We start from the raw sequence: 21,737 nt of genomic DNA on the forward strand, positions 1-21,737 counted from the left end.
GGGCGGCGTCGGCGACCGCGCGCTCCAGCTCGGCCGCGGGCCGGTCGCCGCCGCCGGCGTCCCAGGCCAGCAGCGCGACGTGGTGCCGGCGCAGGTCGTAGCGCAGGCGCTGGCCGGCGGTGGTCAGGTCGATGGTGGCGCCGTCGAGCAGCGCCCGCACCGTCTCGGCCCGCAGCGCGGCGCTGCTGCGCGCCCACTGCTCGCGCTCCTCGCGGTAGACCTCGCGGGCCCGCTCGACCAGCGCGTCGATGAACGAGAACATCGCCTCGGAGCCCTGCTCGATCGCCGCCGCGAGCATCGCCGGGTCGTCGAGCTCGTCGTGCAGCAGCCCGGACCAGGTCCGCCAGACCGTGACGTGGGCGGTCTGGTAGGTCCGCAGCAGCGCGTCGAGCGGGACGCCGCGGTGGGCCAGGCGGCGCGCCCACTCGACCGCCAGCGCCGGCAGGTCGATCCGGTCGGCGTCGAGCCGGCCGTGGGCGATCGCCCCGAACAGCCGCAGGTTGTCCGCGACGCTCTCGGCCGTCGCCCGCACGAGGTCGGGATCGTCGCCCAGCTCCGGGACCCGCCGGTGGATCTCCTCGGTGACGGTGGCGACCATGCCGTCGAACCAGGCCCGATCGTCGATCAGGCGCCCGACCATCACGCCCCAGTCGATCCCCGACGCGGCCGGGCGATCGGGCGGGGTGCCGGTCGGCGAGGCCATCCCGGCGACAGTAGCGCCCCCGCAGCTTGTGGCGTGGCCACAGTGCGACGGCGATCGCGCTCCGTAGGCTGCGGGCCGTGCACCTGCCCCGCCCCGCCCTTCGCGCGTCGCTCCGGACGCTGGTCAAGCCGGTCCTGCACCCGCGGTTCCCGTTCGGCGTCCAGCGCGCCTACCTGGACGTGTTCACCCGCGCGACGCCGCTGCCGGCGGCGACGACGCGGGCGACCGAGCAGCTCGGCGGCCGGCCGGCCGATCGCCTGGCGGGGCCCGACGCGAACCCGGAGCGGGCGGTCCTGTACCTGCACGGCGGCGGCTACACGACCGGGTCGCTGGTCACGCACCGGGCGCTGGCGGCGTGGCTGGCCCAGGCCAGCGGGGCGGCGGTCCACCTGCTCGACTACCGGCTGGCGCCGGAGCACCCGTTCCCGGCGGCGCTCGACGACGCCGAGGCGGCCTACCGCGCGCTGCTCGACCGGGGGCTGGCGGCCGGGCGGATCGCGCTCGCCGGCGACTCGGCGGGGGCGGGCCTGGCGCTGGCCCTGGCCAACCGCCTGCGCGAGCGCGGGGTCGCGCTGCCCGGGGCGATCGGGCTGATCTCGCCGTGGCTCGACCTGACGCTCTCCGGCCCGACGATCACCGCCTACGCCCAGCGCGACCCGCTGCTGAACGTCGCCTGGATCTCGTCCTGCGCCGATGCCTACGCCGGCGGCGGGCGGCTCGACCGACCGGGGCTCTCGCCGCTCTCGATCGACCTCGACGGGCTGCCGCCGATCGTGGTCCACGCGGGCGCCGACGACATCCTGGTCAGCGACGCCGACCGCTTCGTCGAGCGCGCTCGCGCCGCCGGCCATCCGATCGAGTACCGCCGCTTCGCCGGCCTCTGGCACGACTTCCAGCTGCAGGCGGGGATGCTGCGCGAGGCCGAGGACGCGCTCGCCGAGCTCGGCGAGCGGCTGCGGGCGGCGACGGCCGGCTGACGCCGGCGGTCGCCCCCGCGAGGGCGCCTAGGCCTTGCCGGCCGGCGTCGGCGACACGTCCGACTCGGCGCCGAGGACCTGGTCGATCAGGCCGTACTCCTTGGCCTGCTCGGGGCTGAAGAAGCGATCGCGCTCCATGTCGCGCTCGATCACCTCGAGCGGCTGGCCGGTCAGCTCGACGTAGATCTGGTTCAGCTTGGCGCGGGTCTTGATCAGCTCGCGGGCGTGGATCTCGATGTCCGTCGCCTGGCCCTCGAAGCCGGAGACCGACGGCTGGTGGGTGAGGATCCGCGAGTTCGGCAGCGAGAACCGCTTGCCCTTCGCGCCGCCGGCCAGCAGCAGCGAGCCGGCCGACATCGCGATCCCGACGCAGATCGTCCGCACGTCGGGCTTGACGAAGTTCATCGTGTCGAGGATCGCCAGCCCCGCCGTCACCGACCCGCCGGGCGAGTTGATGTAGATCGAGATGTCCTTGTCCTCGTCGTCGCTGGCCAGGTGCAGCAGCTGCGCGATGACGAGGTTGGCGATCTGGTCGTCGATCCCCTGCCCGAGGAAGATGATCCGCTCGTTGAGCAGGCGGCTGAAGATGTCGTACTCGCGCTCACCGCGCGCGGTGCGCTCGACGACGACGGGAACCAGAGGCATGCGCCCACCCTACCGAGCGGGCGATGCGAGGCAGTCGTGGACGCTCTCGACTCGTTCGAACCGACCTGCTCGGTCCACGACCACCTCGCATCCACCCGCGGGCGGCCACAGGTCGTGCTGATGCCGTCATCTAGAGTTGGGGCGGTGCGTGCCTCGTCGATCACCGATCCCCGGCGCGCCGATCAGGAGTCTCGCCCCGCGGTCCCGCCGGCGCTCCGCGTGAGCGGGTTCACCAAGACCTACGCCGGGGGCTTCACCGCCGTCGAGGGCCTCGACCTCGAGGTGCCCGACGGGGCGTTCTTCGGCCTGCTCGGGCCCAACGGCGCGGGCAAGACGACCCTGATCGGCAGCGTCTGCAACCTCGTCCGCCCGACCGCGGGGCGGATCGAGATCTTCGGCCACGAGCACACGACCCGCGAGGCCCGGCGGCTCGTCGGCCTGGCCGAGCAGGACATCAACCTCGACCGCTTCATGAACGTCGAGGAGGTGCTCGTCTACCACGCCGGCTACTTCGGGATCGGCCGGGCCCGTGCGCAGGCCCGGGCGCGGGAGCTGATGGAGGTCTTCGACCTCTCCGGCAAGGCCCGGGTGCGACCGCCGGCGCTGTCCGGCGGCATGCGCCGGCGGCTGCTCTTCGCCCGCGCCCTGATGCACTCGCCGCGGCTGCTGATCCTCGACGAGCCGACCGCCGGCGTCGACGTCGAGCTGCGGACCGAGCTCTGGGAGTACACCCGCCGCCTGCACGAGGTCGGCACCACGATCCTGCTCACGACCCACTACCTCGAGGAGGCCGAGGCGCTCTGCCAGGAGATCGGCCTGATCCGCGAGGGCCGGATCATCGCCCGCGACAGCGCCGACGGCCTGCGGGCGCGCTACGGCGCCCGTGACATCGCCGAGGTCTACCTGCGGGCGATGGCGCAGAAGCCGGTCGCGGAGGAGCGCGCGTGAGCTCCCACGTGACCGATCCGGCGGCGGTGGTCGCGGCCCGCGACGCCGGCGACCGCTGCGCCGGCCACCTGCCGCCGCCGGCGGCCTACGACGAGCCGTTCGCCGAGGAGCGCCGCGGCCTGCTGTGGCTCTGCGAGCGCGAGATCGTCCGCTTCCTGAAGCTCTGGGTCCAGACGATCGTCGCCCCGGTGATCTCGTCGCTGCTCTTCATCGTCGTCTTCGGGATGGCGCTCGGCGACCGGATCGCCGACGTCGACGGCGTCCCCTACGACCAGTTCATCGTCCCCGGGCTGGTCGTCCAGGCGATCCTCACCGCGGCCTACTCGAACAACTCCTCGACGCTCTTCCAGGCCCGCTCGGACCGCTTCCTCAACGACGTCCTGTCGAGCCCGCTGCGGTGGTGGGAGGTCAACATCGGCGTCGCGATCGGGGGCGTCGTCCGCGGCCTGCTGACCGGGATCGTGCTGCTGGCCTGCGCCGTCGTGATGACCGGCGTCTCGATCGAGCAGCCGCTGGTGCTCGTGGTCGCGACCGCGCTGATCCTGGTCGCGTTCGCCCAGCTGGGGGTGATCGCCGGGATCTACGCCAAGTCGTGGGACTTCATGGCCTTCGTGACGACGCTGGTGATCCTGCCGCTGAGCTTCCTCGGCGGGATCTTCTACTCGGTCGACCGGCTGCCCGAGGGCTGGCAGGTGGTCAGCCACCTGAACCCGATCTTCTACCTCGTGCAGGCGTTCCGCGAGGGCTTCTCGGGCACCAGCGACGTGCCGATCGGGCTCTCGCTGGCGGTCGTCGCGGTGCTGGCAGTGGTCCTCAGCGGGTGGTGCGCCTGGCTCTTCCGGACCGGGCACCGGCTGAAGCCGTGAGCCCCGCGGGACCAGCGCCGGCGCGGCGCGGCGCCCCCGACATCCTGCTGGTGCTCGGGTCGATCGGGTCGATCCAGGTCTCGGCGGCGGTCGCGACCAAGATGTTCGACGAGGTCGGCGCGGCCGGGGCGACCCTCGTGCGGACCGTGCTGGCGGCGGCGATCCTGCTGCTGCTGGTGCGACCCCGCTGGGGCGCGATGTCGGCGGCCGGCCGCCGCGCCGTGCTGCCCTACGGCCTGGCGCTGGGGGTGATGAACCTGGCCTTCTACCTGGGGATCGAGCGGGTCGACCTGGGAACCGCGGTCGCGATCGAGTTCCTCGGCCCGCTGACCGTCGGGGCGGTGCTCGCCCGCCGGCCGCGGGACCGCGTCTGGGTCGCGGTCGCGGCGCTCGGCGTGCTGGCGCTGACCGAGCCGTGGAGCAGCTCCGGGGCCGACCCGGTCGGCGTCGCGTGGCTGCTGCTGGCGGCGCTCTGCTGGGGGCTCTACATCCCGCTCGGGGCCCGCTCCGCGGCGCAGCTCCCGGGGCTCGAGCCGGTCGCGGTGGCGATGGCGATCGCCGCGCTGGTCGCGCTCGTCCCGGGCGTGGTCGACGGCGGCGGCGAGCTGGTCGACCCCTCGGTGCTGGGGATCGGGCTGGTCACGGCGATCACCGGGTCGGTCGTCCCCTACTCGCTGGAGCAGCTGGCGCTGCGCCGGATCGCGCCGGGCGCCTTCGGCGTCCTGATGGCGCTCGAGCCCGGCGTCGCGCTGCTGGCCGGGCTCGTGGTCCTGGGCCAGGCGCCGCAGCTGCTCGGGCTGGCCGGGATCGGGCTGGTGGTCGCCGCCGGCGTCGGGGTGACGCGCGGCTCGGCGGCGGCTCCGGCCGCCTCCGGAGCGCCGCTGCCGTGAGCGGACGGCGGCCACACGCAGGGCTCCGGCACGCGATACTTCCGGGCGCCGTGCCGCCCGTCAACGTCCCCAACGTCCTGACCGTGGGGCGGATCCTGCTGGTGCCGCTGTTCGTCGCCGCGCTGCTGCAGCGCACCGACGGCTGGGACGTCGTCGCCGCGGCGATCTTCGTCGTCGCGGGGGTCACCGACTTCGTCGACGGCTGGCTCGCGCGCCGCAGCGAGCAGATCTCGTCGTTCGGCAAGCTCGCCGACCCGCTGGCCGACAAGCTGCTGGTCGGCGGGGCGCTGATCGTGCTCGTCCACCTCGACCGGCTCGCGCTGTGGGTCGCGGTGGTGGTGATCGGCCGCGAGCTGGTCGTCCAGCTGGCGCGCACGTTCGCCGCCCAGCAGGGCGAGGTGATCGCCGCCGCCTGGCTCGGCAAGTGGAAGGCGGCGATCCAGATGCTCGTGATCCTGCTGCTGATCCTGATCGTCCCGTCGCCGGCCTGGCTCGACGTGCTGGTCTACGGGATGGTCGCGATCACGCTCTGGAGCGGCGTCGACTACTTCCTCGGCATGCGCCGGGCGATGGCGCCGCCGCGCGTGCCGCTCGGCTGACGCCCGGGTTCAGCGCCCGGCCGCGTCCAGCCACTCCCGCAGCGACGTGTGCGACGACGGCTCGACGCCGCCGACCAGCTCGGCCCGCAGCTCGCCGAGGGTGCCGTAGCGCTCGGCGACCACGTCGTGCTGGTGGATCGTCTCGAGGTTCTCCTGGCGGGCCAGCACGAACGCCTCGTCCGCGAGTCCGCCGAAGCCCTCGACGACGCCCCGCAGCATCTCGCGCACGCAGTCCTCGACGAAGCGCGGGTTGCGGTGGGCCTTCTCGACCACCGAGCCCTCGTCGCTGCGCTTCATCAGCTCGTAGATCTCCGAGCTCATCGACTGCTCGACGACCCGCACCATCGCCCGCGCGTCGATGTCGACGGTGGCGTCGCGGCGCGTCGGGTCCTCGTTGATCCGCCCCAGGTAGAGCGTCCCGAGGCCCCGCTGGTTGTGGGTCGCGACCGGCACCGCCTCGAGGATCGCCTCGATCTGGGCGTCGTCGAAGCCGGCCGCGCGCAGCCGCGTGGTCGAGCTGTCGCGCAGGTGCTCCTGGGCGCAGGGGCAGGCCGTCATCCCCTGGGCGGTGACGCCGGTGACCGTGCGGGTGCCGGCGTCGGTCGCGACGGCGATCCCGTGGAGGGTGAAGATCTCCTGGGTCGGGATCCCGGAGACCGGCGCGGGGCGGTCCTCGGGGTAGCGGGCGGTGATCCGGACCTCGGCCCGGCGGGCGCCCTGGCGGTCGCGGATCGCGACCGCGACCTGGCGGGCCAGGTCCTCGGCCCGCAGCACCGGCTCGCCGCCGACGACGACGTCCGCCATCGCGCCGTTGACGACCTCCTCGAAGCGCGACATGTGCGCGCCCTTCTGGTGCGGGCCGAGGTCGACGACCGTCTCCAGCGTCGCGAGGTAGGGGACCTCCTCGCCGGGGCGGCCGACGCGGATCAGCTTCTCGACGCCGGCGACGCCGACGCGCGAGAGGGCGACGTGGACCGTCGGGCGCTGGTTCTGGACGTCGAGTGCGGAGTGCGTGGTGGTGGACGGCATCGGGACGTGGTCCTCGCTGTGGCCCGCCGGACGCCGCGCGCCGGTCGCGCGGGCGGGGTGGGTCGAGTCGGATCTCCGGCATACGGTACGCGCCCGCGACCGCGGGCCCGTCGCCGCGGCTTCCGGACGGGGCTCGCGGACCCGCGGCGGAGCGCCGGTTGTGTGATCGCCGTCACCCTCGCAGCGCCGATCGCGGAAAGCTGTGCTAGACCTTGGCGACAGCGAACGGCCGACGTCGGCACCGCGGGCAGCGACCCGGGGCCACGATCGCGAAGCCGCTGATGTGGAGAGAACTGGAGAGCCCGCCGGCGGTGTCCGGGGGGTGTCGAAGAACCGACTGAGGAGAAGGTTCCGACGTGAGCGACAACGAGGCCTTGCTGGCCGACGAGGCGCCGATCACCGAGATCGACGAGCTGCGCACGCTGATCGCCGACGGCCAGGAACGCGGGTACCTGACCGTGGCCCAGATCGCGGCGGTGCTCGAAGAGGCCGAGGTCACCAAGGAGCAGGTCCGCGACCTGCACGCGCACCTGGAGGAGCTGGGTGTCGACGTCCTCCACGGCGACGGCGACAACCACGGCGACGCGACCGACCGCACGGCCCGCGAGGCCGAGCGGCTGGAGCACGCCGGGTCGCGCAAGGACCGCGAGTCCGGCAGCGCGACCAAGGCCCGTCCGCAGATCGACCTGACGGTCGAGCCGAGCCTCGACTCGCTGCGCATGTACCTGCGCTCGATCGGGCGCGTGGCGCTGCTGACGGCCGATCAGGAGGTCCACCTCGCCAAGCGCATCGAGCGCGGCGACGTCGAGGCCAAGCGGGCGATGATCGAGGCCAACCTGCGCCTCGTCGTCTCGATCGCGAAGGCCTACCTGGGCCGCGGCCTGAGCTTCCTGGACCTGATCCAGGAGGGCTCGCTGGGCCTGATCCGCGCGGTCGAGAAGTTCGACTACCGCCGCGGCTACAAGTTCTCCACCTACGCCACGTGGTGGATCCGCCAGGCCGTGACGCGCGCGATCGCCGACAAGGGCCGCACGATCCGGATCCCGGTCCACATGGTCGAGAAGCTCAACAAGGTCGTTCACGTCGAGCGCCAGCTCGTCCAGACCCTGGGCCGCCAGCCGACGCCGGAGGAGATCGCCTCCGAGGTCGAGATGGAGGTCCGCGACGTCCGTGACATCCTGCGGATCTCGCAGCAGCCGATCTCGCTCGAGAAGCCGGTCGGCGAGGACGAGGAGTCCTCGCTCGGAGACTTCGTCGAGGACAAGGACGCCGAGTCGCCGTTCGAGCTGACCAGCGAGCAGCTGCGCCGCGAGCACGTCCGCCGCGCGCTGTCGACGCTGCCCAAGCGCGAGCGCGAGGTGATCGAGATGCGCTTCGGCCTCTCCGGCGACCAGCCGTGCACGCTGGAGGAGGTCGGCCGCGCGTTCGACGTCACCCGCGAGCGGATCCGCCAGATCGAGAGCCACACGCTCAAGAAGCTCGAGTCGCTGCCCGAGGCCCAGCGACTCCGCGACGCCGTTTGAGGCGCGCGTAGACGCAGCGCATCTCGGCGGCGTCCACCGCAAGACGTCAGGGGCTCCGCGGGAGGCGGGGCCCCTTTCGACGTTCCGGGGTCCCCTCAGCCGTTCGGCGAGGGGATCACGAACATCGTCAGCAGCCTGGCCGCGGCCGGCAGGTCGCCGCTGATCTTCAGCTTGCGGCGGACGAAGGCCAGCGCCGGCTGGCTGTTGCCGGTGATCAGCTTGAGGAACTCGACGGTGTCGAGTCGGATCAGGGCGGTCGGGTCCTCGGCGCCCTCGTGCAGCGGGGTGCAGGCGCCGTCGGCGATCCGGATCGCGCGCCGCAGCGTCGGCTCGTCGTCGGGCCCGGTGATCGCCCAGCCGATCGTGGCGTCGACGCCGTCGGCCCGGTGCGGCTTGAAGAACTCGGGGAACTTGGCGAGCGCCTGGTCGACGACCAGCTCGCGGATCGGGCCCCGCAGCCGTCGCTGGAGCTGCTTGGGGTCGGCCTCGCCGATCACGCGCGAGATCGCGCCGACGTCGAAGTCGAGCGGGTTCAGGCGGGCCGTCGGCTCGCCGTCGGCGGCCGGGACCCGGAAGAAGCCCGCCAGCTCGAGCGCGAAGGGCGCGTCGCCGGAGACGTCGAGCAGGCCGCGCAGCAGCCACTCGGCCGGGCGGCCGTTGCCGGTCGCCAGCAGCAGCAGCTCGGCGGCGCCCAGCTGCAGCGCCACCCGCGGATCGACCCCGGCGACGGCCGGCCCCGCCTGGCAGCTGCCGCGGTCGAAGCGGACGTGGTGGTGCGACCCGGCGGCGCCCTCGTCGACGATCCGAAAGCCCAGGACGACGCCCTCGAGGGCCGCGATCCGGTCGCCGTCGACGTACTCCGGGAACCGCCGGAAGACCTCCTCCAGGACCAGGTCGCGGGCGTCGCCGCGCAGCTCGCGCCGCAGCGCCGCCGGATCGCGGTCGCGCACGATCCGCGCCAGCTCGGCGACGTCGGCGTCGCGGGCGAGGGCGACCAGGTCGTCGTGCGACAGCGTGGACGGGGTCGGCTGGGAGCTCATCGGACGCCGATGCTACCACGGGTAGGAACGGGTGGGGGATCGGCGCGACGGCGTCGGCGGGATCAGCCGACACGGAACCGGGTGCTCGCGCTAGCATCGCTGGCCGCACTCGGGGGGATGTCCGAGTGGTTAAAGGAGACGGGCTGTAAACCCGTTGGCTCTGCCTACGCAGGTTCGAATCCTGCTCCCCCCACTGAGAAGCCCCCGGTCCGCCGGGGGCTTCGTCGTTCCCGGCCCGCCCCGCGCGACGGCCCGAGCGATTCCGGTCATGGGCTGACCGCTATCGATGGCAAGGTCCTCCTCGATCCGTTCCGCTCGACCACGAGGAGCACCAATGCCCACCATCACCAAGCTCGACTTCGTCGGGATCCCGACCCAGGACGCCGAGCGCGCCCGTCGCTTCTACGGCGAGACCCTGGGCCTGCGCCAGGACCCCAACGCCCCGACCGAGTTCTGGGTCGGCGAGACCTGCGTCTCGATCTGGGAGCCGGAGCGGCTCGGGAGGCCGTTCGCGCCGCAGAAGAACGCCCACCTGGCGCTGCACGTCGACGACGTCGCCGCGGCCCGCGCGGAGCTCGAGGCGCAGGGGGTCGCGTTCGCCGGCGACACCTTCGACACCGGCGTCTGCCACATGGCGCTCTTCACCGACCCGGACGGCAACGACCTGATGCTCCACGCCCGTCACGCCGCCTGACCGGCCGACGGCGCCCGCGACCCCGGCCGCGGGCGCCGGATCGCCCCGGGTACGCTGCGCAGCGTGCTCCGCACCGTCCAGGCCACCCGCTACGTCTCGCCGCTGCGCGAGGGCGGGTCGGTGCCGGCGCTGGTCGAGGCGGACGACCTCGGGCTCTACGTGGTCAAGCTCTCCGGCGCGGCCCAGGGCACCAAGGCGCTGGTCGCCGAGATCGTCGTCGGCGAGCTGGCCCGGGCACTGGCGACGGCGGTGCCGGAGCTGGGGATGCTGGTGCCGGAGATCGTGCTCGTCGAGCTGCCGCGCGACCTGTCGGTGGCCGAGCCCGATCCCGAGATCCAGGAGCACCTGGCCGCCAGCGCCGGCCTCAACGTCGGCCTCGACTTCCTGCCGCGGGCGCTGCCCTACGCGCCGGCGACCGGCCCGCAGCCCGATCCCGAGCTGGCCGCGGCGATCGTCTGGCTGGACGCGCTCTGCGAGAACGTCGACCGGACGCCGCGCAACCCGAACCTGCTGACCTGGCACGAGCGGGTCTGGCTGATCGACCACGGCGCCGCCCGCTACCGCCAGCACGCCGGCCTCGACCCGGCGAGGGCTCGCGGGCGCTTCGCCGCGATCCGCGACCACGTGCTGCTGCCGCGGGCGGCCTCGATCGCCGAGGCCGACGCGCGGCTGGCCCCGCTGGTCACCGAGCGGCTGGTGCGGGAGGTCGTCGGGCTGGTTCCCGAGCCGTGGCTCGACGGGCCGGCCGCGGAGCTGCACGTCGAGGACCTGCTGGCGCGCCTGCGGGCGCCCCGCGAGTTCGTGGAGGAGGCCGAGGATGCCCGGACCGCCTGATCCCGACGCCCCGCCGGCCGGCGACCGCGAGGTCTTCCAGTACGCGGTCCTGCGGGTCGTCCCGTCGCAGGAGCGCGGCGAGGGGCTGAACGTCGGCGTCGTCCTGCACTGCCGTCGCCGGGCGTTCCTCGGCGTGCGGATCCGGGTCGACCGCGCGCGGCTGGCGGCGCTCGACCCGGGGCTCGACCTCGACGCGCTGCAGGAGCACCTGGACGGGATCGTCCGCGTCGCCGAGGGGGACCCGGCCGCGGGCGCGATCGCCGCGATGGACCGCTCCGACCGGTTCGGCTGGATCGCCGCGCCGTCGAGCACGATCGTCCAGCCCTCGCCGGTCCACATCGGCCTCTGCAGCGACCCCGACGCGGCGCTGGAGCGGCTGACGGCGCAGCTGGTCGACCCGCCGGTCGCCGACGGCTGAGCCGGCGGCCGTGGCTCAGGGCTGCGTGCTGGCGCGAATCCGCAGCGCCGCCGGGACGACCACCGGGGCCGCCGGCTCGGCGCCCTCGAGCCGCTCGACCAGCAGCCGCGCGGCCGCGGCGCCCTGATCCTGGGGCAGCAGGTCGATCGTGGTGATCGGCGGGGTCGCCTCGCGGGTCTGCTGGCTGTCGATGCCGCTGGCCACGAGCAGGTCGCGCGGGACCTCGAGCCCGCGGTCGCGCGCCGCCCGCACGACGCCGGTGGCGTAGCTCTCGGCGAGCGCGAAGATCGCGTCCGGGCGCTGCGGGCGATCGAGCAGCCGCCCGCCGCTCTCGTAGGCCGAAGCCTCCAGCTGATGCAGGCCCGTGACCTCGACGATCGGCTCCTGCCCGCGGCTGGCGCACCAGGCGCGGTAGGCCTGCTCGGACTCCGCCGACCAGGCCCAGTCGGACTCGGCGGCGAGCATCGCCACCCGCGTCGCCCCGGCGTCGGCCAGGTGGTCGAGCAGCTCGTGGGTGTTGGCCTCGTTGTCGCCGCGGACGTACCAGCGGTGCTCGGGCCGGCCGAGGTCGCGCTCGATCGTCACGACCGGCAGGCCGAGCTCCTCGAACAGCGCCAGCCGCGGGTCCGCGCGACCCGGGTCGCAGAGGATCCCGCCGTCGACGCCGAGCTCGCGCAGCTCGGCGACGGTCTTCAGCGGCGGCGTCAGCAGCAGCGGGTGGTGGCGCTCGAAGGCGGCGCCGGCGGCGGCCATCGCCAGCTGCATGTAGTAGTCGAGGCTGAGCATCTCGCGCTCGGCGTCGAGCGTGTCGGGCGCCGGCAGCAGCATCGCGATCACGCCGGTCCGGCCCGAGCGCAGGGCGCGGGCGGCACGGCTCGCGCGGTATCCGAGGTCGCCGGCGGCGGCGATCACGCGCTCGCGCGTGGCCGGATCGACGCTGCCCTTGCCGTTGAGCGCGTGCGACACCGTCGTCACCGAGACCCCGGCGGCGGCGGCGACGTCCCGGATCGTGACCCGACGTTCGGACATCGCCGAGACGCTACTCGACGGCCGGGCAGCGGGGACGACGGGCTGCGTGCGCCGTATCCTGGACGCTCGGTCGCCGCCCGTCCCCGGAGGGCGCAAGGGCGGCGAGCGAAAGGAAATCCCATGACCAAAACGTTTTGGTCTATCGTGCGCCCATGGCGAAGACGCCCACCACGACGACCGCCGACCTCGCCGTCCTCGGGGCGGCCGTGCGGACGCTCGACCCGGCGCGCCCGACCGCCAGCGCGATCGCGATCCGCGACGGCGTGATCGTCGCGGTCGGCGACGACGCCGAGGTTCGCGAGTCCTGCGACGCCACGACGACCGTCGTCGACGGCTCCGGCCTCTCGATCGTCCCGGGCCTGGTCGACTCCCACCTGCACCCGATCTGGGGCTCGGAGCTGGCCGTCGGGGTCGACCTCCGCGGGCTCAAGGACCTCGATGCCGTCCGCGACGCGCTCGCCGCCGAGCGGCGGCGGGTCGGCGACGGCGCCTGGATCCGGGGCTGGGGCCTGGACTACGCCGCCTTCGCCGGGCGGCCGATCGAGGCGGCCGCGATCGAGGACGCGATCGCCGGCGCTCCGACGCTGCTGCTCTTCTTCGACATCCACACCGCGCTGGCCAGCCCGGCCGCCCTGCGGCTGGCGGGGATCGACGGTCCGGTCGCGTTCGAGGACGCCTCCGAGGTCGTCTGCCGCGACGGCGCGCCGACCGGCGAGCTGCGCGAGATGAGCGCCTATGGCGCGGTCCTCGAGGCGGCCCCGGCGCCGACCCCGGCCGCCTACCGCCGGCAGGTCGCGGCGACGCTGCGGCGGCTGGCCGGCCTCGGCCTGACCGGCGGCCACGTGATGGACGGCTCGCCCGAGACGTTCGCGATCCTGCGCGAGCTGGAGGCGGCCGGCGAACTGCCGCTGCGGCTGGTCGTGCCGCTCTGGCAGACGCCCGACGTCAGCGACGAGCGGATCGCCGAGCAGCTGCCGCTGCTGCACGAGCGCGGTCGCCGCTGGCGTGGCGGTGTCGCGAAGCTGTTCGCCGACGGCGTGGTCGACTCCGGCACCGCCTGGCTCTACGAGCCGGACGCCCTCGGCGGCGGCCGGGCGCCGTTCTGGCCCGATCCGGCGCGCTACGCCGAGGTCGTGGCCCGCTTCGCCCGCGCCGGCTTCCAGTGCGTGACCCACGCCTGCGGCGACCGCGCGGTCGCCGCGGCGCTCGACGCCTATCGCGACGCGGCCGCACGGCCCGAGAACGGCGCGCCGCACCGGATCGAGCACCTCGAGACGCTGACCGACCACGACCTCGCGCGGCTGGCCGCCGAGGACGTCGTCGCCTCGATGCAGCCGCTGCACATGCAGTGGCGGGCGGGCGACGGCTCGGACTCGTGGGCGACGCGGCTCGGCCCCGAGCGCGCGGGACGCGCCTTCCGGACCCGCGACGTGCTCGACGCCGGGGCCCGGCTGGCGCTCGGCTCCGACTGGCCCGTGGCCCAGGAGGACCCGCGGCTGGGGATGGCCTGGGCGCGACTGCGGCGGACGCCGGGCCAGCGCGACGCGCCGGTCTTCGAGCCCGACCAGGCGCTGGACGGCCTCGAGGCGCTGCGCGGCTACAGCGACTGGGCCGCCGCGACGGTCGGCGAGCAGGCGCGTCAGGGGCGGATCGCGCCCGGCTTCGTCGCCGACCTCAGCGGCTTCGCCGACGACCCGGTCCGGACGCCGGCCGACGAGCTGCCCGAGCTGCCGATCCGGCTGACCGTCGTCGACGGCGAGGTCGTCCACCGGGACCGGGGCTGAGGACCGCGCCACCGGCGCACGGAGGAGGACGGCGCGATCGGGGCCTGGTCGCGGGGATCGTGATGGCGGTCTTCGCCGTCGGCCTCACGGCGATGAGCGGCGCCCCCGGCGTCGCCAGCCTGACCCAGACCGCCTGCGCGCTGGCGGTGATCGCGATCTTCACGATCCTCGGCGCCGACCCCTACATGCGACCTTCCTGTGGACGAACGGGACCGGGATCCCGGGCGTGATCGCGCTCCAGGCGCTCTGCTCGGTCGCGGTGGTCGGGTTCTTCCGCCGCGACCGCCGCGACGCGACCGTCGTCCAGCGGCTGGTCGCGCCGGGGCTGGCGGCGCTCGCGCTGGCCGCGACCTGCGTCCTGATCGTCAAGAACTTCGACCTGCTGACCGCCGCGGGCACGACCGCCAACGTGCTGCTGATCGTCCCGCTGCCGATCGTCTTCGTGGCCGGCGTGCTGCTGGCGCTGCGGATCCGGCGCCGCGACCGCCGGGCCTACGAGCGGCTGACGACGGTCGACGCGGCGGCGGCCTGAGGGGGACGCGCGCGTCTGCGAACGGCGGCCGGCCGGGACGCCGGCGGCCGTCCGCTCGTCCGCCCCTGGCCCCGCCGCCGCGGCGGCTGGACTACGCTGCCCCGCATGATCGGACGCCATCTGCTTCCCGTGCCCCTGGTCGCGCTCGCCCTGATCGCCGCCGGCTGCGGCGACGAGCGCACGTCGAAGGACGCCAAGAGCGACGGCAGCGCCTCGACGGAGCAGACCGCCTCGACGACCACCGAGGCGGCCGCGCCGTCGGTCGCCAGCGGGGCGGCGGCCGACAAGATCGCCGGCGAGGTCGGCGACGACGTCACGAAGGCGCCGAAGGTCCCGGTCACGTCCGGCACCCCGCCGAAGGAGCTGGAGGCCAAGGACGTCGTCGTCGGCGACGGCCCGGCGGCCAAGCTCGGCGACAACGTCCAGGTCCAGTACACGCTGGCCGTCTGGGGCGGCAAGAAGGTCGAGTCCTCGTGGGACGGCGGCCAGCCGGCGGCCTTCCCGCTCGTCGAGGGCGGCCTGATCGAGGGCTGGATCAAGGGCGTCCCGGGGATGAAGGTCGGCGGTCGCCGCGTGCTCGTCGTCCCGGCGGCCCTCGGCTACGCCGACCAGGGCACGCCCGACGGCAAGGTCAAGCCGGGCGACACCCTCGTCTTCATCATCGACCTCGTCGGGACCGGCCAGGGCGGCTGATCCCGGACGGCGGCGCGGCGTCGCCGGGCGGCGCCGCGCCCCGCAGCGGTCAGCCGCCCTCGGCCAGCCGCTTCAGCTCGGCCGGCCGGCTGCCGACCAGGATCGAGCGGACGACGCCCTCGACCGGCCCCTTGACGAGCATCCCGAGCACGCGGCCGGGGTCGACCTCGACCGCGTAGGTCGCGCGGGTCCGGCCCTCGCCGAGGTCGTCCAGGGCCCAGAAGCCGGTCAGCGCCTTGACGTCGCCCTTCTCCTGGATCCAGGAGAGCCGGGTCGGCGGCTGGTGCGTGAACCGCACGCGGGTCTTGATCGACTTGACCTTGGCGTCGCTGACGATCTCGCACAGCACCGGCCGCCCGTCGCCGTCGCGCTCGAGGATCTCGATCGACTGGACCCCGCCCTGCCAGTCGACGATCGTCGAGATGTCCTCGATCAACGGCCAGACCTGCTCGATCGGCGCCTCGATCTCGGCGCTCGCCTCACCACTCAGTGCCACGTCGTCCTCCGTCGTCGGTCGCGCGGAAAGCTAGCCCACGGACGTCCCCGGCGCGAGCCCTCGCAGGCGCCCCGCGGGTCCCACCGGGCGGATAGGGTCGGGCGACACGAGGAGAGAGGACCCGATGCGGCAGCTCACCAGCCTGGACGCGCTGTTCCTCGCCCACGAGGGCGATCGGACCGTCGGCCACGTCTCGGCGTACGTGGTGCTCGACCCCAGCGACGCGCCGGGCGGTCGGCTGACGATCGACGCGCTGCGCGACATGATGCACAGCCGGATGCCGCTGCTGCCGCCGTTCCGGTGGAAGCTGGTCGGCGTCCCGCTCGGCCTCGACCACGGCTACTGGGCGACGGACCCGGAGTTCGACCTGGGCTACCACGTGCGCGAGACGGCCGTCCCGGCGCCGGGCGGCGACGACGAGGTCGCGACCCTGATCGGCCGGCTGTTCTCTCAGCCGCTCGACCGCCAGCGGCCACTCTGGGAGCTGTACCTGGTGCAGGGGCTCGCCGACGGCCGCTGCGCGCTCTTCTCGAAGGTCCACCACGCCCTCGTCGACGGGGTCTCCGGGGCCGAGATCCTGGGGGCGATGTTCGACCTCTCGCCGGAGGGCCGCGAGGTCGAGGCCCCGACCGGGTCCGAGCTCGAGCACCCGCCGAGCCCGGTCGAGATGCTGCTGCGGACGATCGCCGCGGCCCCGAAGCGAGCGCGCAAGCAGGCGACGGCGCTGCCGCGGCTGGTGGTCAACGCCGGGGCGATCCCGGGGTCGGGGTGGATCCCGGGCCTGCGGACGGCCGGCCGGATGGCGCGCGCGATCGCGCGGCCGCTGACCGGGGACGACCGGCCGCTGCTGGAGCCGCCGTCGGGGTCGGCGCCACAGGTGCCGTTCAGCAACCGGCTCTCCGGCCACCTGCGGATGGCCCACGTGCGGCTCGACCTGGGCGAGGTCAAGGCGGTCAAGACGGCGCTCGGGACGACCGTCAACGACGTGATCATGGCGATCGCGGCCGGCGGCGTCCGGCGCTGGCTGCTGGAGCACGAGGCGCTGCCGGACGAGCCGCTGCTGGCGCTGGTGCCGGTGTCGGTGCGGACGCCCGAGCAGTACGGCACCTTCGGCAACCGGGTCGGCGGGATGGTCGTGCCGCTGCCGACCAACCTGCGTGAGTCGGACGAGCGGCTGGCCGCGGCGCGGGCGGCGATGATGACCGCCAAGCAGCGCCACGAGGCGGTGCCGGCCGACGCGCTGATCGACGCGACTCGCTTCCTGCCGCCGGCGCTCTTCGCCCAGGCGACGAAGATCACGCTCGGGATCGCCGGCCGCCCGGGGGTGCGCCCGCCGATGAACCTGATCGTCTCGAACGTCCCGGGACCGCAGGTGCCGCTGTACTGCGCCGGGGCGCGGATCGAGAGCCTGGTCCCCGTCTCGCCGGTGACCCACGGCGTCGGGATGAACATCACGGTGATGAGCTACCTGGGGCGGATCGACGCCGGGATCGTCGTCGACCGGGACCAGGTGCCCGACCCCGAGCTGGTGGCGGCGGGGATGGAGGAGGAGCTGGAGGCGCTGAAGGCGCTGGCGGTGGCCGCGGGCAACGGCGCGGGGTAGGGGGCGGGTGGGGCCGCGGGCGGCGCGGGGCGACGTGGCGTTCCGGACGGTGGGCGACCGGAACGTGACGGTCGCGGTCAGGCGGTGGCGGCGAGCCGCGCCCGCAGCTCCTCGGGGCGGCGGGTGACCAGCCGCTCGCGGAGCTTCTGCTCGACGTCGCCGCGCAGGAACATCCCGAGCCCGAAGCCGGGGTCGATGTCGAGCGCGTAGGTGGCGCGGGTACGGCCGCCGCCGAGGTCCTCCAGCGTCCACGAGCCCTCCATCGAGGCGAAGTCGCCGGACTGCTGGCGCCAGCTGAGCCGGGTCGGCGGCTCGTGGGCGAAGCGGACGGTCGACTTCAGCACGCGGATCTTGGCGTCGATCTCGATCCTGGCCGTGGCGGCCCGGCCGTCGCCGTCGCGCTCGAGCACCTGGACGCCGTCCATCGTGCCCTGCCACTCGCCGATCGCGGCGATCTCGGAGATCACCTCCCAGACGCGTTCGACCGGTGCGTCGAGCTCGGCGCTGGCAGTGCCCTTCAAGCGTCCCACGTGCGTCCCTCCCGGATGATGGCCGGGACGGTACCCGGTCGGGCGGCGGTCGGATACGGTCCGCGGGTGCACCGGGGAAGCCACAGCGAGGTCATCCGCGGCGACGCCCGGGCGTGCTTCGAGGTGCTGCTGGACTTCGAGCGCTACAGCGCCTGGCAGGGGGCGGTCCGCCGCTGCGAGGTCCTCGAGCGGGACGCCGAGGGCCGCGGCAGCCTGGTCGAGACCGAGCTCGACCTGAAGATCCGCAGCGCGCGCTACGTCCTGCGCTACCACTACGACCCGCCGCGGCGGATCTGGTGGGAGTACGTCGAGGGCGACCTGCGCTCGATCGACGGCGAGTACCGGTTCGAGGAGCGCGGCGACGGGACGACGCTGGCGACCTACGAGGTCGGGGTCGACCTGGGGTTCCCGGTGCCCGGCCGGGTGGCGCGGACGGTGGCCGAGCGGGCGCTGCGGACGGCGGTGGCGGAGCTGCGCGACCGCGTCGAGCGCGACGGCGCTCCGGCCTGACCGGCGGCTCGGCGGATCAGCCGATCGGGCGCGGCGGCTGCGGGTGCTGCTCGACGGCGCCCTCGGCGCGCTGGTTGCGGCGCTGCGGGCCGGCGGGGGCGCTGCCGAGGCGGCCCAGCTCGAGGAACCCACTGCCGATGACGGAGAAGAGACTTCGAATCATGATGATCCCATCATAAGAAAAGATCCACGCTCCGTGGGTGCGCTGCGGCACACGCCGCGAAGCCGTCCGCGACCCGCCCGGCGAACCCGAGCCTGCGTACCCCGCCCCGGCCCGCTACTCTTCCGACTCCCGCCCTCTTAGCTCAGTTGGTAGAGCACTTCCATGGTAAGGAAGGGGTCGCCGGTTCGAGTCCGGCAGAGGGCTTCGCAGTCCCCATCGGCGTTCGCGGCCTTGACGGCCCCGCCGGAGGGCTCAGCGGGAGGGGTTTTCCGGTCCGTTTCCGGTCCTTCCTCGCGAGTCGGGATGTGGTCCGCGGCGTGGAAGCGGCCAGCGCAGGTGGTCTGGCCGGCGTTGGTCAGCACGACGTGCGTCAGGCCGCCGGGCTCGCCGACGAGGTCGAGCAGGCCGAGGTCGCGGAGGTTGCGGAGCTGGCCGTCGCGGAGGTCGAGGCCCTGGCGGCGCAGCTCCATCGCGAGCTGGAGTGGGATCACGTCCTGCTCGTCGTGCCCGGCGTCTTCGAGGTAAGCGAGGATGACTTGCGTCGCTCGCGGCAGGTCGGCCCAGCTCGGCGTGGGGGTGTTAGGCACGGCGCGTCGTCTCCTTGGTGGTGGTGTGGGGCATCGGGTGTTCCTCGTTGGTGGTCTGGCGCAGGTCGTGGGCGACGAGCCGCCAGTCCAGGTCGGTATCGATGTAGGCCCGCCAGCCGTCGGGCATGACGACGTAGGGCCGGCCGGTGTCGGTGGTGCGCAGTTCGACGCCCAGCTCGGCGCAGCGCGCGCGCAGGGCGTCTTGGCGGGCCTGTGCTGCATCGAGCTGGGCCTTGCGGGGGGAGCAGGCCGTGCACCACGGGCCCAGCTGCCGGCGGCCCGCCACGAGCCGGCGGCGACCGCACTCCTCGCACGGCTGGTTCCGCCACTTCCGCTTCGTGCACGGCGGGCACTTCGTCGGGTACCGGCCCCCGCTCCGCCTGACGGTCCAGGTCGCGTCGCATACGACGCAGACCAGCTCGATCGACGCGGGCGTGGTCACGGGTACGGCCACCCCCGGCGACGGAACTCCTCACGGACGCGCTGGTCGGCCTCGGCGTTGATGCGCAGGAACGCGCTCCACGTCTGGTTGATGTCGGCTCGGTGCCCGCTCGGCGCCGCGGACCCGCTGATCGTCTCCTCGCACCGGTAGCCGGTGGCGGGCCGCCAGCGGGCGGAGATCGACCCGGTCCCCCAGGTGATCTGGGCGATGACCGTCCCGTCGTCGAGCGACCCGCCCCACAGCAGCGCGTCGACGTCGCCCGGCGCCCGGGCGGGCCCGGCGGCGGGGTCCCGGTAGCTGATCGCGACCTCGGGCCCGGCGGCCCAGGACCGGCCGTCCAGCCAGCCCGGCGGCAGCGTGTCGGTCGCGTCGATGATCGTCGGCTCAGCCACGAGCGACCGGCTGGGGATCGGTGAACCGGACGACCCAGACCAAGACGTGAGGGTCGTAGGTGCCGTTCAGGGCGGCGAACGTCGCCTCGAACTCGGCGACCGACGCGAAGCCCTCGGCGCGCGCCTCCGCCGCGTCGAGATGGCCGAGGCCGCCCAGGAAATGTTCGATGACCTCGACCGTCCCGATGGCGTGCTGGCCGCGGCCGGGCTGCACGGCCACCCGACGGCCGACCAGCGACCGTGCTCCGGCGTACCAGGGCGACCGCGGCCGCTGGTTCGCGACGCGGCGCGTGACCGTCTTCTCGCCCGCCATCACGGCGGCGGCCAGGGTCGGACGGAAGATCACGACGGCCCGGCCTGGGTCGGGCCGAGCATCCAGCGCTGCCGGTAGAGGTCCGGCATCTGTCGGACCCGGATGTCCTCCGGCCACTCGTCGGGATCGTCGCCCTTCCTGCTGGCCAGTCCGGCCGCCAGCCGGGTGCCCAGCTGCTTCATGAAGAACGCCGTGCCGGACGCGGCACAGGCGTCGCGGAGGGCACGCACCCAGGCGAGGTCCATCGTTCGGGCATCGGGGCCGCTCTCGCCGCCGACGATCAGCCAGTCGATGTTCGTGAGGTCGAGCTGCGGCCCGTCGTAGACGTCGAGCCACGACCCGTGGACCTGGTGGCCGGGGTCGCCGGTCCAGCGGTCGTAGACCACGGGACCGATCAGCGGCTCGGCGCTGATGAATCGCACGTCCGCCGGCGTGGCGCGCAGGACGTCGGCGCGGTCCACGTAGCGACGGTTCTCGATCGACACGCCGAGCCAGACGTTCAGGAGGGGCCAGGTACCGGCGAGGTAGTCGGGCGGGGCCGCGGCGCCGCCGCGGATGAGCGCCGCGAGCTTCGCCTCGACGACGTTGCGGAACAGCGGGCTGCCGACGACGGCCTGCATCCGCTCCGGGCGTTTGGTCAACAGCTGGAAGGTGTGGGTCGGCGCCGCAGCCATGACCGCGAAGACCTCGGCGATGAACTCGGCCGGGACGTCGTCGTGGAAGAGATCCGACATCGAGTTCACGAACACCATCCGCGGTCGCGTCCAGCGCAGCGGCTGGTCGAGCCGGTCGGGGTGCAGCAGCACGTTGTGGCCCGTGTTCTCGGGCGTCCAGGGACGGAACGTACCGTCGTCGGTGAACTTCTCAGGGAACCGCTTCGCGACGGTCTCGGCGTAGCAGTTGGCGCAGCCGGGCGAGACCTTGGAGCACCCCGTCACGGGGTTCCACGTCGCGTCGGTCCACTGGATCCCGGTCCGGTCACCCACGGCCGGACTCCGCGGCCTCGATCCAGTCGGCCGGGCCGGCGATCACGGTCGCCAGGCGGGATCGTGTGCCGGCCCTGACCAGCACGTCCTCCTCAACGGCGGGCTCGAGGTCGTCGTCGCGCGCGTCGGCCTGGGTGCGCTGGATGGTGACCTCGACGTGACGGCCGTCGATCGTCGTCGTCGCGACCATGCGCGCGAGACCTGACGTGCGCGCAGCGATCAGCAGGTCGAGGGTGAGCGGCCGCAGCGCGGCAGCCGACGGGTTGCTAGGCACGGGCCGCCTCCATTGCGCTCCCGGAGGCGTCCTCGCCGTCGGCCTGGATCGCGCAGAGCTGCTCGAGGAAGGCCACTGCCTCGGTGTGGCGGCGCTCGACCAACGGCGCCAGCTTCTTGGTCACGTGCTCACGGGCCGCCCGTCGCGCAGCTGCACGACCGGCGGCCTCGGCGGCCTCGGCGGCCTCGGCGGCCTCGGCGGCCTCGGCGGCCTCGGCGGCCTCGGCGGCCCAGGCGG

29 protein-coding genes and 2 tRNA genes are annotated in these 21,737 nt (G+C 74.1%); 17 read left to right on the top strand and 14 right to left on the bottom strand.

Translation table 11 applies throughout. The annotated features are described in order from the left end of the window. A partial coding sequence (locus PAI11_RS18860) for an RsbRD N-terminal domain-containing protein (protein ID WP_040600985.1) occupies positions 1–703 on the bottom strand: 703 nt, incomplete at its 3' end. A gap of 77 nt (positions 704–780) precedes the next feature. Here PAI11_RS18860 and PAI11_RS18865 point away from each other — a divergent pair. Then, entirely contained in the window at positions 781–1,680 is a 900-nt protein-coding gene (locus PAI11_RS18865; RefSeq protein ID WP_007577762.1) for an alpha/beta hydrolase, read from the top strand. A 27-nt stretch (positions 1,681–1,707) separates the two neighbouring features. Here the strand turns inward: PAI11_RS18865 and PAI11_RS18870 are convergent, their stop codons facing one another. Beyond that, positions 1,708–2,325 carry an ATP-dependent Clp protease proteolytic subunit gene (locus tag PAI11_RS18870; RefSeq protein WP_007577764.1) on the bottom strand — a complete coding sequence of 206 codons (618 nt, stop codon included), beginning with the start codon at positions 2,323–2,325 and terminating at the stop codon, positions 1,708–1,710. Positions 2,326–2,544: 219 nt separating this feature from the next. Here PAI11_RS18870 and PAI11_RS18875 point away from each other — a divergent pair, with 219 nt between their 5' ends. The 4 genes from PAI11_RS18875 to pgsA are packed head-to-tail and all read left to right on the top strand — an operon-like array spanning position 2,545 to position 5,628. After that, entirely contained in the window at positions 2,545–3,273 is a 729-nt protein-coding gene (locus PAI11_RS18875) for an ABC transporter ATP-binding protein (protein ID WP_244406569.1), read from the top strand. Next, positions 3,270–4,139: an ABC transporter permease gene (locus tag PAI11_RS18880; protein ID WP_007577768.1), complete on the top strand. Its 870-nt coding sequence runs from the start codon at positions 3,270–3,272 to the stop codon at positions 4,137–4,139. The genes PAI11_RS18875 and PAI11_RS18880 overlap by 4 nt, the downstream gene beginning before the upstream one ends. Then, the gene (locus tag PAI11_RS18885; RefSeq protein ID WP_211656631.1) at positions 4,136–5,029 is read left to right on the top strand and encodes an EamA family transporter; all 894 of its coding nucleotides are present in this window, start codon (positions 4,136–4,138) and stop codon (positions 5,027–5,029) included. Before PAI11_RS18880 ends, PAI11_RS18885 begins: the two co-directional genes overlap by 4 nt. Positions 5,030–5,079: 50 nt before the next feature. Further along, complete coding sequence (gene pgsA, locus PAI11_RS18890) at positions 5,080–5,628, top strand: CDP-diacylglycerol--glycerol-3-phosphate 3-phosphatidyltransferase (RefSeq protein WP_007577771.1); 549 nt, start codon at positions 5,080–5,082, stop codon at positions 5,626–5,628. A 9-nt stretch (positions 5,629–5,637) separates the two neighbouring features. Here pgsA and mptA read toward each other — a convergent pair whose 3' ends face one another. Then, the gene (gene mptA, locus PAI11_RS18895) at positions 5,638–6,657 is read right to left on the bottom strand and encodes a GTP cyclohydrolase MptA (protein WP_007577773.1); all 1,020 of its coding nucleotides are present in this window, start codon (positions 6,655–6,657) and stop codon (positions 5,638–5,640) included. A 356-nt stretch (positions 6,658–7,013) separates the two neighbouring features. Between mptA and PAI11_RS18900 the strand changes: the two genes are divergently transcribed. Further along, positions 7,014–8,180 carry a sigma-70 family RNA polymerase sigma factor gene (locus PAI11_RS18900; protein WP_007577776.1) on the top strand — a complete coding sequence of 389 codons (1,167 nt, stop codon included), beginning with the start codon at positions 7,014–7,016 and terminating at the stop codon, positions 8,178–8,180. Positions 8,181–8,275: 95 nt separating this feature from the next. On the opposite strand, the gene PAI11_RS24770 is transcribed toward PAI11_RS18900, so the two are convergent. Beyond that, complete coding sequence (locus tag PAI11_RS24770) at positions 8,276–9,220, bottom strand: SCP2 sterol-binding domain-containing protein (protein ID WP_007577778.1); 945 nt, start codon at positions 9,218–9,220, stop codon at positions 8,276–8,278. Positions 9,221–9,331: 111 nt separating this feature from the next. Here PAI11_RS24770 and PAI11_RS18910 point away from each other — a divergent pair. The 4 genes from PAI11_RS18910 (at position 9,332) to PAI11_RS18925 (ending at position 11,166) form a co-directional block, all read left to right on the top strand. Further along, positions 9,332–9,413 (top strand) — tRNA-Tyr (locus PAI11_RS18910). A gap of 141 nt (positions 9,414–9,554) precedes the next feature. Beyond that, complete coding sequence (locus PAI11_RS24775; RefSeq protein ID WP_050897321.1) at positions 9,555–9,914, top strand: VOC family protein; 360 nt, start codon at positions 9,555–9,557, stop codon at positions 9,912–9,914. A gap of 63 nt (positions 9,915–9,977) precedes the next feature. Beyond that, positions 9,978–10,748: a HipA family kinase gene (locus PAI11_RS18920; protein WP_007577781.1), complete on the top strand. Its 771-nt coding sequence runs from the start codon at positions 9,978–9,980 to the stop codon at positions 10,746–10,748. Then, entirely contained in the window at positions 10,732–11,166 is a 435-nt protein-coding gene (locus tag PAI11_RS18925) for a DUF3037 domain-containing protein (protein WP_007577782.1), read from the top strand. The genes PAI11_RS18920 and PAI11_RS18925 overlap by 17 nt, the downstream gene beginning before the upstream one ends. A gap of 15 nt (positions 11,167–11,181) precedes the next feature. Here PAI11_RS18925 and PAI11_RS18930 read toward each other — a convergent pair whose 3' ends face one another. Continuing rightward, positions 11,182–12,195, bottom strand: coding sequence for a LacI family DNA-binding transcriptional regulator (locus PAI11_RS18930; protein WP_007577784.1), 1,014 nt, complete (start codon positions 12,193–12,195; stop codon positions 11,182–11,184). Between the two features lie 152 nt (positions 12,196–12,347). On the opposite strand from PAI11_RS18930, the gene PAI11_RS18935 reads away from it, so the two are divergent. From PAI11_RS18935 to PAI11_RS18945, 4 genes are all read left to right on the top strand, one after another. Continuing rightward, a complete protein-coding gene (locus PAI11_RS18935) occupies positions 12,348–13,979 on the top strand; it encodes an amidohydrolase (protein WP_007577786.1) in 1,632 nt (543 codons plus the stop codon). Positions 13,980–14,041: 62 nt separating this feature from the next. Further along, positions 14,042–14,209, top strand: coding sequence for a hypothetical protein (locus PAI11_RS27505; RefSeq protein ID WP_007577788.1), 168 nt, complete (start codon positions 14,042–14,044; stop codon positions 14,207–14,209). After that, a complete protein-coding gene (locus tag PAI11_RS18940; RefSeq protein ID WP_007577790.1) occupies positions 14,206–14,511 on the top strand; it encodes a hypothetical protein in 306 nt (101 codons plus the stop codon). Before PAI11_RS27505 ends, PAI11_RS18940 begins: the two co-directional genes overlap by 4 nt. Before the next feature lie 105 nt (positions 14,512–14,616). Beyond that, positions 14,617–15,204, top strand: coding sequence for an FKBP-type peptidyl-prolyl cis-trans isomerase (locus tag PAI11_RS18945; protein WP_007577791.1), 588 nt, complete (start codon positions 14,617–14,619; stop codon positions 15,202–15,204). Between the two features lie 49 nt (positions 15,205–15,253). Here PAI11_RS18945 and PAI11_RS18950 read toward each other — a convergent pair whose 3' ends face one another. Continuing rightward, positions 15,254–15,700, bottom strand: a complete 447-nt coding sequence (locus tag PAI11_RS18950) for a type II toxin-antitoxin system RatA family toxin (RefSeq protein ID WP_007577794.1) — start codon at positions 15,698–15,700, stop codon at positions 15,254–15,256. A 124-nt stretch (positions 15,701–15,824) separates the two neighbouring features. On the opposite strand from PAI11_RS18950, the gene PAI11_RS18955 reads away from it, so the two are divergent. After that, positions 15,825–17,303: a WS/DGAT/MGAT family O-acyltransferase gene (locus tag PAI11_RS18955; RefSeq protein WP_007577798.1), complete on the top strand. Its 1,479-nt coding sequence runs from the start codon at positions 15,825–15,827 to the stop codon at positions 17,301–17,303. 77 nt (positions 17,304–17,380) lie between these two features. Here PAI11_RS18955 and PAI11_RS18960 read toward each other — a convergent pair whose 3' ends face one another. Beyond that, positions 17,381–17,833, bottom strand: coding sequence for a type II toxin-antitoxin system RatA family toxin (locus tag PAI11_RS18960; RefSeq protein ID WP_244406570.1), 453 nt, complete (start codon positions 17,831–17,833; stop codon positions 17,381–17,383). Between the two features lie 66 nt (positions 17,834–17,899). On the opposite strand from PAI11_RS18960, the gene PAI11_RS18965 reads away from it, so the two are divergent. Continuing rightward, positions 17,900–18,343 carry a type II toxin-antitoxin system RatA family toxin gene (locus PAI11_RS18965; protein ID WP_007577802.1) on the top strand — a complete coding sequence of 148 codons (444 nt, stop codon included), beginning with the start codon at positions 17,900–17,902 and terminating at the stop codon, positions 18,341–18,343. 16 nt (positions 18,344–18,359) lie between these two features. On the opposite strand, the gene PAI11_RS27510 is transcribed toward PAI11_RS18965, so the two are convergent. After that, on the bottom strand, positions 18,360–18,506 hold the full coding sequence (locus PAI11_RS27510) for a hypothetical protein (protein WP_007577804.1): 147 nt from the start codon (positions 18,504–18,506) through the stop codon (positions 18,360–18,362). Between the two features lie 131 nt (positions 18,507–18,637). Here PAI11_RS27510 and PAI11_RS18970 point away from each other — a divergent pair. Then, positions 18,638–18,710 (top strand) — tRNA-Thr (locus PAI11_RS18970). 375 nt (positions 18,711–19,085) lie between these two features. Here the strand turns inward: PAI11_RS18970 and PAI11_RS18975 are convergent. The 6 genes from PAI11_RS18975 to PAI11_RS19000 form a co-directional block, all read right to left on the bottom strand. Next, on the bottom strand, positions 19,086–19,547 hold the full coding sequence (locus PAI11_RS18975) for a hypothetical protein (protein WP_170320753.1): 462 nt from the start codon (positions 19,545–19,547) through the stop codon (positions 19,086–19,088). After that, a complete protein-coding gene (locus PAI11_RS25950; RefSeq protein ID WP_007577808.1) occupies positions 19,532–19,927 on the bottom strand; it encodes a hypothetical protein in 396 nt (131 codons plus the stop codon). The genes PAI11_RS18975 and PAI11_RS25950 overlap by 16 nt, the downstream gene beginning before the upstream one ends. Next, a complete protein-coding gene (locus tag PAI11_RS18985) occupies positions 19,920–20,273 on the bottom strand; it encodes an ASCH domain-containing protein (RefSeq protein ID WP_007577810.1) in 354 nt (117 codons plus the stop codon). Before PAI11_RS18985 ends, PAI11_RS25950 begins: the two co-directional genes overlap by 8 nt. Beyond that, on the bottom strand, positions 20,270–21,226 hold the full coding sequence (locus tag PAI11_RS18990) for a DUF5131 family protein (protein WP_007577812.1): 957 nt from the start codon (positions 21,224–21,226) through the stop codon (positions 20,270–20,272). Before PAI11_RS18990 ends, PAI11_RS18985 begins: the two co-directional genes overlap by 4 nt. Beyond that, positions 21,219–21,500, bottom strand: a complete 282-nt coding sequence (locus PAI11_RS18995; RefSeq protein ID WP_040600989.1) for a hypothetical protein — start codon at positions 21,498–21,500, stop codon at positions 21,219–21,221. Before PAI11_RS18995 ends, PAI11_RS18990 begins: the two co-directional genes overlap by 8 nt. Then, the coding region (locus PAI11_RS19000) for a hypothetical protein (protein ID WP_040600990.1) at positions 21,493–21,737 on the bottom strand (245 nt) is incomplete at its 5' end. The genes PAI11_RS18995 and PAI11_RS19000, both read right to left, overlap by 8 nt.

It is taken from the genome of Patulibacter medicamentivorans (assembly GCF_000240225.1).
GTDB classification, from domain to species: domain Bacteria; phylum Actinomycetota; class Thermoleophilia; order Solirubrobacterales; family Solirubrobacteraceae; genus Patulibacter; species Patulibacter medicamentivorans.

Excerpts from the sequence above, each read along its gene's own strand:
- PAI11_RS18925 (WP_007577782.1), top strand. The coding sequence starts at position 10,732 with ATGCCCGGACCGCCTGATCCCGACGCCCCGCCGGCCGGCGACCGCGAG.
- PAI11_RS18955 (WP_007577798.1), top strand. The coding sequence starts at position 15,825 with ATGCGGCAGCTCACCAGCCTGGACGCGCTGTTCCTCGCCCACGAGGGC.
- PAI11_RS27505 (WP_007577788.1), top strand. The coding sequence starts at position 14,042 with ATGGCGGTCTTCGCCGTCGGCCTCACGGCGATGAGCGGCGCCCCCGGC.
- PAI11_RS18935 (WP_007577786.1), top strand. The coding sequence starts at position 12,348 with ATGGCGAAGACGCCCACCACGACGACCGCCGACCTCGCCGTCCTCGGG.
- PAI11_RS18945 (WP_007577791.1), top strand. The coding sequence starts at position 14,617 with ATGATCGGACGCCATCTGCTTCCCGTGCCCCTGGTCGCGCTCGCCCTG.
- PAI11_RS18870 (WP_007577764.1), bottom strand. The coding sequence starts at position 2,325 with ATGCCTCTGGTTCCCGTCGTCGTCGAGCGCACCGCGCGCGGTGAGCGC.
- mptA (WP_007577773.1), bottom strand. The coding sequence starts at position 6,657 with ATGCCGTCCACCACCACGCACTCCGCACTCGACGTCCAGAACCAGCGC.
- PAI11_RS24775 (WP_050897321.1), top strand. The coding sequence starts at position 9,555 with ATGCCCACCATCACCAAGCTCGACTTCGTCGGGATCCCGACCCAGGAC.
- PAI11_RS18930 (WP_007577784.1), bottom strand. The coding sequence starts at position 12,195 with ATGTCCGAACGTCGGGTCACGATCCGGGACGTCGCCGCCGCCGCCGGG.
- PAI11_RS27510 (WP_007577804.1), bottom strand. The coding sequence starts at position 18,506 with ATGATTCGAAGTCTCTTCTCCGTCATCGGCAGTGGGTTCCTCGAGCTG.
- PAI11_RS24770 (WP_007577778.1), bottom strand. The coding sequence starts at position 9,220 with ATGAGCTCCCAGCCGACCCCGTCCACGCTGTCGCACGACGACCTGGTC.